We start from the raw sequence: 14586 nt of genomic DNA on the forward strand, positions 1-14586 counted from the left end.
CTCGTTACTGAACGAATTCTTTTGTTTCTTCCAGTTTGACCGAAACCATTCGGGAAACGCCGGATTCCTGCATCGTCACACCGTAGAGGACATCCGCTTCTTCCATGGTGCCTTTTCTGTGGGTGATGACGATAAACTGGCTGTCGCTGCTGTATTTTTTTAAGTATTGCGCAAACCTGAATACATTGGCTTCATCCAGCGCGGCTTCCACTTCATCAAGCACGCAGAACGGAACGGGCCTTACTTTCAAAATGGAGAATAAAAGGGCAATGGCGGTCAGCGCCCGTTCTCCCCCTGACAAAAGATTTAAGTTTTGCAGTTTTTTGCCCGGAGGCTGGGCGATAATGTCCACCCCTGAGTTGAGAAGGTCATTCGGATCGGTCAGCTTCAGTTCAGCGCGCCCTCCTCCGAACAAGGAACGGAACACGTCGTTGAATTGAGAACGGATCTGGATAAACGTTTCATGGAACCGCTTCGTCATTTCGGAATCCATTTCTTCAATGACTTGGAACAGTGTATTTTTCGCATCCGTCAGATCATTTTTCTGCTCCGTTAAAAACTGATACCGTTCGTTCACTCTTTCAAACTCATCGATGCTGCCGAGATTGACCGTTCCGAGCTCTTCAATTGAAAGCTTGATCAGTTTGACCCGTTTTCTCGCCTCTTCAGGCTCGAGTTCGAGCTGATATTGTTCTTTTGCCCCTTCAAAGGATAAGCTGTACTCCTCACGTAAATATTGCAAGAGGTTATCAAGCTCAACTTCCATCCGGCCGAGTTTTACCTCTTCATCTTTCAGAATGTCTGTTTTTTGCCTGTACAGACGCTTCATCTCTTTCAGTTCAAGCTCGTTCGTATCAAGCGCCCTCTGAAGTTTCACACGCTGATCGCGCCGGCTGGCGATCAATTCGATCGTTCTCGTTTTATCGTGAAGCTTATGTTGGGCTGCTTCTTCAAGCTGCTCCTCACCGCTTGTGCTGGACGTCATCTCTGAGGTCAGGAGGCTTAAATCTTCCCGTGTTTCTTTCAGGGCGAGCTGTGTTTCTTCAAGCTCTTTTTTCAGCCTTTTGAGGTTGTCTTCCTCACTCGAGCACGCCTGTTCTTTTTTCGCCGCGGCCACTTTACATTCCGTCAGTTCATGAGAGAGCGTTTCTTTTGTTGAGGATAGGGTCTGCTTTTGTTTTGTCAGCCTGTCCATCTCTTCCTCAAGCTCTTTCAGCTGTCCGGATGCCTCACTCAGCTGTTCTTCCAATGCTGATTTTCGCGCCTCTTTTTCCCGGCTGCTTTCCGTAAGTGATGCTTTCTCCTGATCGTAAAGCTCCAGATGGGTATTGATGTTCTTTTCGGCGACTTCGAGTTCATACAGCCTGCCTTTTACATCCTGCTGCTTTGTTCTGAAAGCCTCGCCGTCTTCACGGAGACCGTTCAGCGTATGTTCAAGCTCTTGAATGGCTTGTTTCAGCGATTTGACCTCTTTTTCGAGGCTAGCTGTTTTTTCTTCCATTTCGGCGAGCCGTGCAGTCACCGTCTCAAGCTCACGGCTTCTGCCGAGCAGAGAATTGTTTTTCTTTTTAACTGCGCCGCCTGTCATTGATCCGCCGGGATTGACGACATCGCCTTCAAGCGTCACGATGCGGTAGCGGTGCCCGACAAGCTTGGCGAGTTCATTCGCACCTTTTAAATCTTCAGTAATCAGCACGGTGCCGAGAAGGTTTTCAATGACATTCCGATACGCCGCATCATACGTGACAAGCCCGCTCGCTGCACCGAGGAAAGACGGATGCTTCGAAGCCGTCTGTTCATCACGGGTTTGGAGCTGGCGCGGTTTCATGACCGTAAGCGGCAGAAACGTCGCGCGGCCGAAGGAATTCTGTTTTAAATATTGAATCGCTTTCCGTGCCGCCTGCTCATCGTCTGTGACAACGTGCTGCGCCGCCGCGCCGAGTGCAATCTCGATCGCCGTTTCATATTTTTGTTCAGTGGAAATCAGTTCGAGAACGGCGCCGCGGATGCCGCCAAGCTGCTCCTTCTGCTTCAGTACTTCTTTTACGCCTTGGTAAAACCCTGAAAAATCGCCTTGCATCGTTTCAAGCATATCTTTTTTAGATCTGGCCTGCTGTACAAATTGATACGCCTGATACAGGGCTGATTCTTTCTTTTCATACTGGCGTTTTTTCTGTTCATATGCGGTCTGGACTTCGCGAAAGCGGCCGACCTGATTGTCAATATCAGCTTCAACTGCGGCCAGTTCTTCTTCGCATGCCGCTTTGCGGACGGAAATATCATTTCGTTCCTGAAGATATTTTTCATTGTTTGCGGTCAGTCTCGCCTGCTGGACGGCAGATTGGGACATCTGATCATCTAAAAGCTGCAGCTCGTTGCGGATCGACGCCTGGCTGTTTAACAATTCGAAGTAATCGCTTTTTAATTGTTCGATTTTCTCTTCGACGTTTTCATTATGAAGGCTGAGCGCCTGCTGCTTTTCTTTCACCTGGGCATTTAACCGCTTCACTTCGGCACGCAGCTTATCAAAGACGGCAGATTGTTTTTCAATAGCCGATTTCAGTTCTGCTTCTTTCTTTGTGTAATGTGTGACCGATTCCTCAAGCTGTTCCCGGTTTTGGGCGGCGTTTTTTTTGCGCTCTTTCAGCACTTCTTTCCGGCCTTCCAGCTTTTCAAGCTCTTCACTTGTCACGAGCAGAACCTGCTGCAGCTCGTTGACGGATTCGTCGAGCGCGTGGATTTTATCTCTCGTCTCTTCTATCGCCGCTTCTTTAGCGGAGATCGCCGACGATTCCGCCAATTCTTCTTCTTTAGCAGCCTGCACCTTGTCTTTTAAACCCGACCATTTGCCATGCAGTTCTTCGATATCAAAGGCTGTTAGGGCGATTTCGACGTGCTCAAGCTCTTTCTTTTTTTCTAAGTAGTCTTTGGCGATTGATGCCTGGATTTTCAGCGGTTCGACCTGATCTTCGAGCTCGTGAAGAATATCTTCCACCCTGTTTAAGTTATCCTGCGTCTCAAACAGTTTGTTTTCCGCTTTTTTCTTTCGTGTTTTATATTTCAGCACGCCGGCCGCTTCTTCAAAAATACTGCGGCGGTCTTCCGCTTTGCTGCTTAAAATCTCTTCGACTTTCCCCTGGCTGATAATGGAAAACGCTTCTTTCCCGAGCCCGGAGTCCATAAATAAGTCAATGATGTCTTTCAGGCGGCACTGCTGATTATTGATGAGAAATTCACTTTCTCCGGAACGGTAAACCCGTCTCGTCACGCTGACTTCGTGATAATCGATCGGGAGAAAATGATCTTCATTATCAAGCGTTAACGTGACTTCCGCAAGGTTAAGCCGCTTGCGTGAATCACTTCCGGCAAAAATGATATCTTCCATTTTTCCGCCCCGAAGCGAGCGGGCTGATTGTTCGCCGAGCACCCAGCGGATGGCTTCGGTAATGTTGCTCTTTCCGCTGCCGTTTGGACCGACAACGGCCGTGACGCCTTTTACAAAGTCAACGGATATCCGTTCTGCAAATGATTTAAATCCTATAACGTCTAAACGTTTGAGGAACATCCCAGATCCTCCTTATCGTATAAGTATCTCAATATTATCATAATCCCCCGCTTATATCAGGCGCAGACATATTGAAATCCCCCTAGGGGTACAGGGGGATTTTATTGTTTCGTATGGTGTTTTTGCAATTTTGCAAGAGCTTCCTGTGCTGCATGCTGCTCGGCTTCTTTTTTGGAACGTCCGTTCCCGATGCCGAGCGCCTCACCTTTAAGAGAGACAAGCGCCTCGAATTCCCGGTTGTGGGCAGGTCCTTTTTCATTGAGAATTTTGTACTCAAGCGATCCTTTTCCGTCCCTCTGCACAAATTCTTGAAGCTGGCTTTTGAAATCCATCACATGAGAAAAAGCACCATCGTTTATTTTAGGGAACACGTACTCTTTCAGGAATTGCTGAACCGGCTCAAGGCCCTGATCCAGATACAGTGCGCCGATAAACGCTTCAAACACATCCGCTAAAAGCGCAGGACGCTTTCTGCCGCCCGTCATTTCTTCTCCTTTACCCAAAAGAACAAGATCGCCGAATGACAATTCGTGGGCAAGGGAGACGAGTGACGGCTCGCATACGATAGCGGCTCTCAGCTTCGTCAAATCTCCTTCACTCATGGCCGGATATTTGGCAAATAAGAATTGGGAGATCGTCAGTTCCAAAACAGCGTCACCTAAAAATTCAAGCCTTTCATTGTCTTCATACGGCTTTTTCCGATGCTCATTCACATAAGATGAATGTGTAAATGCTTGATACAAAAGTTTCTCGTTTTGAAAATGAACTGAAATCCGTTCTTGGAACTCTTTAAATTGCTCTATTTTTTTATAGAACTTTTTTTTATCTTTAAAATGTGAGTGTTTTGACATAGTAACCTCCATAGGCACATCAGGTTCACCGCGCTTCCCGCCGTAAACGGAATCGGCAGCGCGTTCAGCGTCAGACGCCGGTAACCGAACGGTTAAAGGGCTAAAGCCCCGCTGTCAGGCGGGACTTTTAGCATCAGCTTATTGCTGGTTTTGTATGTAGTTCACAGCGTCGCCGACTGTTGCAATCTTTTCAGCATCTTCGTCAGAAATCTCCATATCAAACTCGTCTTCAAGTTCCATAACAAGCTCAACTACATCTAGGGAATCAGCACCTAAGTCTTCCTTGAAAGAAGCTTCAAGTTTGACGTCAGCTTCATCAACGCCAAGGCGGTCTACGATGATTTTCGTTACACGCTCTAATGTATCTGCCATAGCAATTCACCTCCCCTCAAGTATTATAGAGGATTCGTTTTTAAAAAACTAGAGAAACTAGGATGAAATTTTAAAAACAAATCTTTACATCACCATTCCGCCGTCAATATGGAGGGTCTGACCCGTCATATAACGCGATCCTTCAGAAGCAAGGAACGTGACAACGCTGCTGATATCGGAAGGATCACCGAAACGCGCGAGCGGAATCTGCTTCAGCATTTCATCTTGGACTTCTTTAGAAAGCTTGTCCGTCATATCCGTGGAAATAAAGCCCGGAGCGATGGCGTTGACCGTAATATTACGGCTCGCAAGCTCTTTGGCAGAGGACTTTGTCAAGCCGATCACACCGGCTTTTGCCGCCACATAGTTCGCCTGGCCCGGGTTTCCGCTGACGCCGACGATTGATGATACGTTGATAATCCGGCCGGAGCGCTGTTTCATCATCTGTCTTGTCACGGCTTTCGTGCAGTTGAAAACACCTTTCAGGTTAATGTTGATGACGTCATCCCATTCATTTTCTTTCATTCTCATCAGGAGATTGTCCTTTGTGATTCCCGCATTGTTCACGAGAATGTCGATTGAAGAGAATTCGGCGACAGCCTCTTTCATCATGTTTTGTACTTCTTCGGAATTTGATACATCGGCTTTTACCGCGATCGCGTTTCGGCCCAAAGATTTGATTTCATCTACGACTTCGTTCGCTTTCGCTTCACTTCCGGAGTAATTGACAACTACGTTACATCCGTTTTTCGCAAGATCAAGCGCGATCGCCCGCCCGATTCCGCGGGACGCTCCCGTTACGACTGCTGTTTTTTCATTAAGCATCCTGATTCTCCTCCTTCAGCGTTTGAATCGCCAATTCAATGGTTTCATGGTCAGAAACCGCGATTGTTTTCAGACGGCGGTTCACTTTTTTCACAAGGCCTGAAAGCACTTTTCCGGGACCGATTTCAACAAACGTCGTGACTCCTTCATCAATCAGTTTGTTAATCGTTTCTTCAAAGCGTACAGGTGAATAAAGCTGTTCGATCAGCTTTTTCTTGATATCGTCTTTTTCTGTCATGATGTCAGCCGAAACGTTTGATATAACGGGAACAGCCGCACTTTTCAGCTCACAGGCGCTGAGCACCTCTTCGAGTTTTTCCGCCGCGGGCTTCATTAATTCAGAATGGAACGGTCCGCTTACTTCTAGCGGGATCGCCCGTTTTGCCCCATTGTTTTTCGCTTCTTCTGAAGCAAGCTCCACGCCTTTTGCCGTTCCGGAAATCACGATCTGGCCGGGGCAGTTCAGGTTTGCAAGCTGTACGAGGTGGCCGTTTTCCGTCACTTGATCCGTCACCTTTTTCAAGGATTCCGCATCCATTCCGAGAATAGCGGCCATTGCGCCTTCTCCCGCCGGTACGGCTTCATTCATGAATTCTCCCCGTTTTCTTACCGTGTAAACGGCATCTTTAAATGTCATCGCTCCCGCAGCAACAAGCGCCGAATATTCTCCGAGGCTGTGGCCGGCTGTGAAATCCGGCGTGATGCCGGATTCTTTAAACTTTTCCAATACGGCAATGCTTGTTGTTAACAGCGCAGGCTGCGCATTGTATGTAAGGGTTAATTCTTCAGCATCGCCTTCAAAAATGAGCGAGCTCAGCTTTGTTTCAAGCGTTTCATCCGCTTCATCAAAAATACGTTTTGACGCTTCTTCGCGTTCGTACAGGTCTTTTCCCATACCGATATATTGTGATCCCTGTCCGGGAAATAAAAATGCAATCTTACTCATGGTGTGATAACCTCCAGACTACTCATCTGTTTTTTCTTCTTTTACTTCTTCTTCTATAAATGCGGCCACGTTTTGGCTGACCATTTCTCTCGCCTGGCGCAGCGCGTGATAAACAGCGCGTGCATCAGAAGAGCCGTGCGCTTTAACAACAGGCGCTTTCAAACCGAAAAGACTCGCCCCGCCGTACTCAGAATAGTCCATTTTCAGTTTCATTTCCATCAGCTTCGGCTTCAGCACTCCCGCTGCCAGCTTAGAAACAAAACTTGAAGTCAGTGTATCTTTCAGCATTTTGAAAATTGATAACGCTGAACCTTCCAATGTTTTCAACGTGACGTTGCCCGTAAAGCCGTCTGTGACGATAACGTCAGCAGCGCCTTCCAGCAAGTCTCTCGCCTCTACGTTTCCGACAAAATTCACGTTTGTTTCTTTTAATAATTCAAACGTCTTTTTTGTCAGGTCGTTTCCCTTCTTTTCTTCCGTGCCGACATTTAACAAGCCGACGCGCGGCGAGCTGATTCCGAGAACCTGCCGGGCATATACAGACCCCATTATTCCGTACTGGACAAGGTGCTCCGGCTTGGCATCGACATTGGCGCCCACGTCTAAAAGAAGGAAACCGTCGCCTGATACGGTCGGAAGCGTCGGCGCAAGGGCCGGCCGGTCGATTCCTTTAATTCTGCCGACAATAAACAGTCCCGCTGTCATCAATGCACCCGTATTCCCCGCTGAAATGCAGGCGTCCGCTCTGTTTTCAGCCACTTCCTGCGCCATCAGCACCATAGAAGAATTTTTCTTTCTGCGTACGGCGCGGACCGGTTCATCCGTCGGTTCAATCACTTCATCGGCGTGCAATACGGTGATGCGGTCTGATGTTGTTGGCAAGTGTGATTCTATCGTTGTCTTGTCACCGACCAGCGTAATATGAAGGTCATCAAATGCCTCAATACTCTTCATTACTCCGTCAATAACAGCTTTGGGTGCGTTGTCGCCTCCCATTGCATCTACAGCTATTCTCATGCATGCTCCACCTTTATGATTGTTTTGAACGGTACATGTCAAAGTTTCCGGAGAATACGACTTCTTCTCCCACATAACTGTTTACTTCCACTACCGTTCTGCCTTTTTCTTTTTCGACTGCCGTCACTTTGGCTTTCGCAACAACGCGCTCGCCCTCTTTCACCTGTCTTGTAAAGCGGATATTTGCGCTTGCGGTCAGCGCCAGCTCATCATCTATGACGGCTACGGCGAGTGAGTTCGCCTGCGCAAACAAATGATGCCCCCGCGCAATCTGATTGCGGCTGAAAACATGTTCGCGTCTTACTTCTAATATAGAAATGGCCTGGCCGTCAAGCTCCAGATCAATGATTTCACCGATCACTTCATCTAAAGGCAGTGATTTCACTTCATCTTCAAGCGTTTGCTCTGCCACGTTTTTAATTCTTTCCCTCAGCTCCGGTATCGAGAGCTCTAAGCGGTCTAAACGGATCGTCTGAATGCTGACGCCGAATTTCCCCGCTAATTCTTCATCTGTGATGAAGGGTGTCGATTTGATCGTCTGCTGCAATAATTTTTGGCGTTCTTTCTTGCTTCTTCTCATCTATAAACACCATCCGGACAATTAAGACTAGGTACTAATAGTAGTATATAATTTCATAGATTGGAATGCAATGATTGTTTTTTGAAAGCCGCCGAATTTTGCAGAATCAGCTTAATTTCTCCCCTTCTAAGACACCGCTTGAAAGCAATTGAGCGCGAAGCATGCTGTACTCGTCATCTTTCCAAAAAGCTTCTGAAGACACAAGATTGGCCGCATCCTGACGGGCCGTCTCCAAAGCTCTGTAGTCATGAACCATATCCGCCACCTTGAACTCGGGCATACCGCTTTGTTTTTTTCCGAAGAAATCGCCGGGACCGCGCAGTTCAAGATCCTTTTCAGACAGTTCAAACCCGTCATTTGTCTCCGACATGATTCTCATCCGCTCTTTCCCGGTTTCGGATTTCGGATCGGCCATCAAGATGCAGAAAGATTGGTGGTCTCCCCGTCCGACCCGGCCGCGGAGCTGATGGAGCTGAGATAATCCGAAACGGTCGGCGTCATAGATGACCATAATCGTTGCATTCGGCACGTTCACCCCGACTTCTACGACGGTTGTTGACACGAGAACCTGACATTGATTGGCGCTGAATTCTCTCATCACCTGATCTTTTTCATCAGAATGGAGCTTCCCGTGCATCAGACCGACATTCCATTTGCCGCGGTACACATCAGACAGCATGTTATATACGTCAATCGCATTCTGCACATCCAGCTTATCCGATTCTTCAATGAGCGGACAGATTATATAGGCTTGTCTGCCCTGTTTCAGCTCTTTTTCAACAAAAGCCAAAATCCGCTCCAGCATGTCGTGTTTCACCCAATACGTTTCGATTTGCTTTCGTCCCGCGGGCATTTCATCTATCACGGAAACATCCATTTCTCCGAAGACGGTAATGGCCAGCGTTCTCGGAATCGGGGTGGCTGTCATAAACAGCACATCCGGATCCTGGCCTTTATTCTTGAGTTTTTTGCGCTGTTCGACCCCGAACCGGTGCTGCTCGTCCGTAATGACAAGGCCCAGCGCTTTAAATTCCACTTCATCCTGGATTAAAGCATGAGTCCCTACTAAAATATCAATCTCTCCGAGAGCAAGCCGCTCCAAAAGCTCCCTGCGCCGCTTGCCTTTTACAGAACTCGTCAAAAGCGCGATATTCACGTCTTCATTTGAAAACAACGATACGAGAGAGTCAGCATGCTGTTCGGCCAGAATTTCTGTCGGCACCATTAATGCCCCCTGATACCCCGACAGAATCGCAGCGTACAAAGCGATGGCGGCGACCGCCGTTTTTCCTGAACCGACATCACCTTGCAGCAGACGGTTCATTCTGTAAGGCGATGTCATATCAGCGGTAATTTCACGGAGCACGCGCATCTGTGCGTTCGTGAGCGAAAACGGAAGGCTGTCTGTGAAAGCGGCGAGCTTTTCAGCAGGATACACGTGGCTGATGCCTTTTGACTGTTCTCTTTCCGCTTTACGGAACGCCTGCATCTTCAGCTGAAACAATAAGAATTCCTCATACACAAACCGGCGTCTTGCCTGCTGCAGCGATTCCCTCGTCTCCGGCTGGTGCATCGTCTGCAGGGCTTGTTTGTAATCGGGCAGCTTGTAGCGGATTCTCAATTTTTCAGGAAGCGGATCGGCCGCACTGTCCAAATGATGCTGCAGCGCATCCTTAATAAATCGTCTCATCATTTTAACGGTGACGTTTTCTTTAACGGAATAAACAGGCTCAATGCTTTTATCTTCTTGATGAGGGCCGTTTTTTAGTTCCTGCACGGATACGGTCTGCCTGTGTTTATCCCATTTACCGGATATCGTGACGACAGAACCGAGCGTCAGTTTCTTTTTTAAGTACGGACGGTTAAAACAAACCGCGGTAATTAAATAATTGCCGACAAGCACTCTGAATGTCAGCCTGTTTCGTTTTTTGCCGTAATAGGTAAGAGAAGGTTCTGAATGAACCTTCCCTTCTACCGTCACTCTTTCTTCATGTTTTACTTCTGCTAAATCCCTCAGCTCATAGTCGTCATAACGGTAAGGGAAATAATTCAGAAGATCAGAAATGTCATAGATACCCAGTTCATGCAATGTTTTTTCTGTTTCCGGCCCAATGCCCTTAATCTCCGCTATACTAGTTTGCTGCTGGTGTTTCACTTGATTTCAGCGCTCCTCCGAAAATTTTTTTCTCTAATTCTCTTCCCGTCGGTGTCGCGGCTAAACCGCCTTGTCCCGTTTCACGCAGTGCTGTCGGCATCGTCTGGCCGATTTTGTACATCGCGTCTATTACCTCATCGCAAGGAATGCGGCTCGTAATCCCTGCCAGCGCCATATCCGCCGCGATCATCGCATTGGAGGCTCCCATTGCGTTCCGTTTGACACACGGCACTTCTACCAAGCCGGCGACCGGATCACATACGAGACCGAGCATATTTTTCAGCGTAATCGCCATTGCTTCCGCTGATTGCTGAGGCGTTCCGCCCGCCATTTCCACAATCGCAGCGGCAGCCATACCGGATGCCGATCCGACTTCCGCCTGACAGCCTCCCGCCGCTCCCGAAATACTCGCGTTATTTGCTACGACAAAACCGAACGCGCCGGCTGTAAACAGAAAACGGATCATTTGTTCCGTCGTAGGGTTCAGCTTATGCTTTACGGCGAATAACGTTCCCGGCACAACCCCGGCAGAGCCGGCGGTCGGTGTAGCGCAGATCGTTCCCATCGCCGCATTGACTTCATTTGTGGCCACAGCTTTAGACACGGCGTCTAAAATCAGATTGCCTGACAGGCTTTTTCCCGATTGGATGTATGCCTGCAGTTTCACGGCATCTCCTCCTGTTAAACCGGTCTGGCTCGTGACGCCCTTCAGCCCTTTTTCAACCGCCGCTTCCATGACGGAAAGATTGCGTTCCATTCCTTGAAAGATCTCTTCCCGCGTTTTTTGTGTCACTTCCATCTCTTGGGTGATCATCACTTCTGAGATCGGAATTTGTTTTTCTTGAGTGATTTCTATTAATTCTTTTACATTACGAAACATGTCATTTTCCTCCTGACTTTTTAGTCAGCTATCTTAGTAACCTGTATAATATTAGGAAGTGTTGATAGTTCGTCCAGCACTTCTTCTTCAATATTCTGATCGACCTCAATCGTCATCAGCGCAAGCTGGCCGACGTCCTTACGCGCCACTTCCATATGTCCGACGTTGATTGAGAATTTCGCAAGCACATTGGCAACGCCTGCAATTGTGCCGAATTTATCATTATGAACGACTAAAATAGCCGGGTGGTTTCCGGAAAGCCGCAGCTCAAAGCCGTTAAGCTCCGTGATTTCTATTTTCCCGCCGCCGATTGAAATACCGGTTAAGGCAAGCTCCCCCTCATCATCAGAAATGATGATACGCGCCGTATTCGGATGAACGGGCACGGCATCCTCTGTGCGGAACTCTATATCTATGCCCTTCTCTTCAGCAATTTGAATCGCTGTTTTAATCCGTTCATCAAATGTATCAAAATCAAGCAGGCCGCCGATAATCGCCACATCAGTGCCGTGACCCTTATACGTTTCTGCAAATGATCCGTAAAAAGACACAACGATCCGGCGGGGCTCCCGTCTGAATAAGCTTCTTGCCACTCTGCCGATCCGGGCTGCGCCTGCGGTGTGTGAACTGGACGGGCCGATCATTACCGGTCCGATAATATCAAAAACGCTTCTATATTTCATGCTGGTTTGTTCCTCCTTAACATCACTTCATTCAGCGCTTTTCTTTAGACTAATTGAACATTTATCAATTGGCAAGCAGGCACACTGCCGCACTGCCGCAGGTAAATTAAGGCATAAGAATAGAAGGGCCTGATAAGCCCTTCTATTCTGCCGCAAATATATATGGATAAAGAGGCTGTCTGCCGTTATGGATTTCAACTTCGATATCTTCACAGACGCTTGTAATATACTCAGCGAGTTTCTCAGCTTCTTCTTCCGGCGCGTCTTCTCCGTACAGGATGGTGACGATTTCATCTTCTTCCCCGATCATCTCATCCAGCAGTAATTTCGCCGCATTTATCCGGTCTTCGGCGCTGCCGATAATCGAACTGTTTAAAATGCCGATAAAATCACCTTTTTTGATATCCTTGCCGTCGATATGGGTGTCTCTGACTGAATATGTTACCTGTCCGCTTTTCACATTCCGGATGGCTTCAAGCATATTGGCTTCATTTACATCAGCCGGCTGGTCAGGGTTAAACGCAAGCAGGGCGGTCATGCCTTGAGGCACCGTTTTTGCCGGAATGACAATGACATTTTCTTCAGCCACGCTCGCCGCCTGATTGGCAGCCATCACAATATTGGAATTGTTCGGAAGAATGAAAACCGTTTCCGCATTCACAGACTGAACGGCTTCCACAATATCTTCCGTGCTCGGATTCATTGTCTGGCCGCCTTCGATAACGTGTGAGGCGCCGATGCTCGCAAACAGTTCAGAAATGCCTTCGCCCATTGCCACAGTCACGATCCCAAAAGGTTTACGGGCTTCTTTCATTACACCGGCCGGCTTTTTTTCATCATGTTCTTGGCTGATGATGGACGTATGCTGCTCCCTCATGTTTTCAATTTTGATTTTAATCAAATCGCCGTAACGCTGCGCGAGATTGAGCACGTTCCCTGGCTCTTCGGCATGAATGTGAACTTTCGCCAGCGTATCATCAGCGACGACCAGCAACGAATCACCGAAACGGCTCAGTTCATTTCTGAACGTCTCTTCTTTGAACGTCCGTTTATCTTGATCCAGCCTTACCATCACTTCCGTACAAAATCCGAATTCAATGTCTTCTGTACTCAGCATGCTCTGCGCGCTTTTATGATGTTCGGCATTCACCATATCATCGAGTGCCGGAAGAACCGCTTTTTTCGGTACGGACTCTCCTTTTAAGGAAGCCAAAAAGCCTTCATATACACAAAGCAGACCTTTTCCGCCGCTGTCAACGACACCGACGTCCTTTAAAACAGGGAGCAGATCCGGCGTGCGGTTGAGCGACGCTTCCGCTTCTTCAATAACGGCCTCCATGAGAGCAATGATATCGGTTTCTTCTTTGGCCGAGGCGACCGCTTTTTTAGCCGCGTCCTTTGCCACGGTTAAAATCGTTCCTTCAACCGGTTTCATGACCGCCTTATATGCCATATCCACTCCCGCTTGGAGTGCAGCGGCAAATTCTTGGGCGTTTATTTCTTTTTTGTTTTCAATGCTCTTTGTGAAACCTCTGAATAATTGGGACAGGATCACCCCTGAGTTTCCTCTTGCTCCCATAAGCAGGCCTTTTGACAGGGCGATGCCGACTTTGCCGATGTCAGGTGAGTCAAGGTGTTCTACCTCTCTTGCACCGGATGACATCGATAAATTCATGTTTGTTCCGGTATCGCCGTCCGGCACGGGAAACACGTTCAGCGCATCCACCGCGGATGCGTTTTGAGACAATGTCTCAGCCCCCGCCAGAATCATTGCCGCAAAAGCTCTCCCATCTAAGTTTCGTCTAGACAATACTCATCCTCCTCACTACGGGTTCGTTACTCGTACGCCTTGGACATAAATATTTACAGAATCAACTGCAAGTCCGATTGTTTGATTTACTGTGTATTTTACCTTCGTCTGAACATTGTGGGCTACTTCGGATATTTTCGTGCCGTAGCTGACAATAATGTACATGTCGATATGTATTTGTTCGGCTTCCTGACGGACATGTACGCCTTTTGCGAAGTTCTCTTTCCGGAGGATTTCAGACAAACCGTCTTTAATCTGGTTTTTAGAGGCCATCCCCACTATTCCGTAACAGTCAATGGCAGCGCCTCCGGCAACCATTGCGATGACTTCGTTGGATATATCAATCTGTCCGTATTTTGTCTTCATTTCAATGGACACACAGGTTCCTCCTTCAGGTGCATAGAGTTATCATTATTCTACTATATGTATCCCATTATGAAAAGAAAAGATACAGACAGCGGCCTTCAGCGCGGAAATGTGATTGGTTTTACATGTCAAGTGATTTTTCTTGAAAGTAAGGTAAACAATAGTTGCAAACGGTTTTTAGCTGTGGTAAATTATTTAAAGTATTGTATAACGAAAGCATCTGAGACACTATGTTTGAAAAGATGTTTCGCGCAGTTAGGAGGGAAACAAATGGCACGTAAATGTTTTATTACAGGTAAAAAAACAAAAGCCGGAAACAACCGTTCTCACGCAATGAACGCTTCTAAACGTACTTGGGGCGCCAACCTTCAAAAGGTCCGCATCCTCGTTGACGGCAAACCTAAAAAAGTATATGTATCTGCCCGGGCTTTAAAATCCGGAAAAGTTGAGCGTGTATAAGCAAAAATGAACGCCTGCCCTTTTATGCGGCAGGCGTTTTTTATGCGTTCAAAGAGGGCGATTTCAGCTCCTTGGGC

13 protein-coding genes are annotated in these 14586 nt (G+C 47.7%); 1 reads left to right on the plus strand and 12 read right to left on the minus strand.

All coding sequences use genetic code 11. The features are described from left to right. Positions 1-4 precede the first annotated feature (4 nt). The 12 genes from smc to ACXN9U_RS06670 all read right to left on the minus strand — a co-directional run bounded on the left by smc (position 5) and on the right by ACXN9U_RS06670 (position 14062). The gene (smc, locus tag ACXN9U_RS06615; protein ID WP_438421913.1) at positions 5-3565 is read right to left on the minus strand and encodes a chromosome segregation protein SMC; all 3561 of its coding nucleotides are present in this window, start codon (positions 3563-3565) and stop codon (positions 5-7) included. A 101-nt stretch (positions 3566-3666) separates the two neighbouring features. Continuing rightward, a complete protein-coding gene (rncS, locus tag ACXN9U_RS06620) occupies positions 3667-4416 on the minus strand; it encodes a ribonuclease III (RefSeq protein WP_003154303.1) in 750 nt (249 codons plus the stop codon). Positions 4417-4554: 138 nt separating this feature from the next. Beyond that, positions 4555-4788 (minus strand): acyl carrier protein, encoded by a 234-nt coding sequence (acpP, locus tag ACXN9U_RS06625; protein ID WP_003154310.1) that lies wholly within the window; start codon positions 4786-4788, stop codon positions 4555-4557. A gap of 84 nt (positions 4789-4872) precedes the next feature. Further along, entirely contained in the window at positions 4873-5613 is a 741-nt protein-coding gene (fabG, locus tag ACXN9U_RS06630) for a 3-oxoacyl-[acyl-carrier-protein] reductase (protein WP_016936146.1), read from the minus strand. Then, positions 5606-6559 carry an ACP S-malonyltransferase gene (gene fabD, locus ACXN9U_RS06635; RefSeq protein ID WP_016936147.1) on the minus strand — a complete coding sequence of 318 codons (954 nt, stop codon included), beginning with the start codon at positions 6557-6559 and terminating at the stop codon, positions 5606-5608. Before fabD ends, fabG begins: the two co-directional genes overlap by 8 nt. 18 nt (positions 6560-6577) lie before the next feature. After that, positions 6578-7576 carry a phosphate acyltransferase PlsX gene (gene plsX / locus ACXN9U_RS06640; protein WP_007409758.1) on the minus strand — a complete coding sequence of 333 codons (999 nt, stop codon included), beginning with the start codon at positions 7574-7576 and terminating at the stop codon, positions 6578-6580. Between the two features lie 13 nt (positions 7577-7589). After that, a complete protein-coding gene (fapR, locus tag ACXN9U_RS06645) occupies positions 7590-8156 on the minus strand; it encodes a transcription factor FapR (protein ID WP_016936149.1) in 567 nt (188 codons plus the stop codon). A 106-nt stretch (positions 8157-8262) separates the two neighbouring features. Continuing rightward, complete coding sequence (gene recG / locus ACXN9U_RS06650; protein ID WP_489202348.1) at positions 8263-10311, minus strand: ATP-dependent DNA helicase RecG; 2049 nt, start codon at positions 10309-10311, stop codon at positions 8263-8265. Then, positions 10289-11191 (minus strand): L-serine ammonia-lyase, iron-sulfur-dependent, subunit alpha, encoded by a 903-nt coding sequence (sdaAA, locus tag ACXN9U_RS06655; protein WP_060962812.1) that lies wholly within the window; start codon positions 11189-11191, stop codon positions 10289-10291. The genes recG and sdaAA overlap by 23 nt, the downstream gene beginning before the upstream one ends. A 20-nt stretch (positions 11192-11211) precedes the next feature. Next, complete coding sequence (gene sdaAB, locus ACXN9U_RS06660; RefSeq protein ID WP_016936152.1) at positions 11212-11874, minus strand: L-serine ammonia-lyase, iron-sulfur-dependent subunit beta; 663 nt, start codon at positions 11872-11874, stop codon at positions 11212-11214. Positions 11875-12016: 142 nt separating this feature from the next. Further along, complete coding sequence (locus ACXN9U_RS06665) at positions 12017-13684, minus strand: DAK2 domain-containing protein (protein WP_047475059.1); 1668 nt, start codon at positions 13682-13684, stop codon at positions 12017-12019. A 15-nt stretch (positions 13685-13699) separates the two neighbouring features. Continuing rightward, a complete protein-coding gene (locus ACXN9U_RS06670) occupies positions 13700-14062 on the minus strand; it encodes an Asp23/Gls24 family envelope stress response protein (RefSeq protein WP_016936154.1) in 363 nt (120 codons plus the stop codon). Between the two features lie 258 nt (positions 14063-14320). On the opposite strand from ACXN9U_RS06670, the gene rpmB reads away from it, so the two are divergent. Next, positions 14321-14509 carry a 50S ribosomal protein L28 gene (gene rpmB / locus ACXN9U_RS06675; RefSeq protein WP_003154328.1) on the plus strand — a complete coding sequence of 63 codons (189 nt, stop codon included), beginning with the start codon at positions 14321-14323 and terminating at the stop codon, positions 14507-14509. Positions 14510-14586 lie beyond the last annotated feature (77 nt).

It is taken from the genome of Bacillus sp. BACIII, from assembly GCF_057836745.1.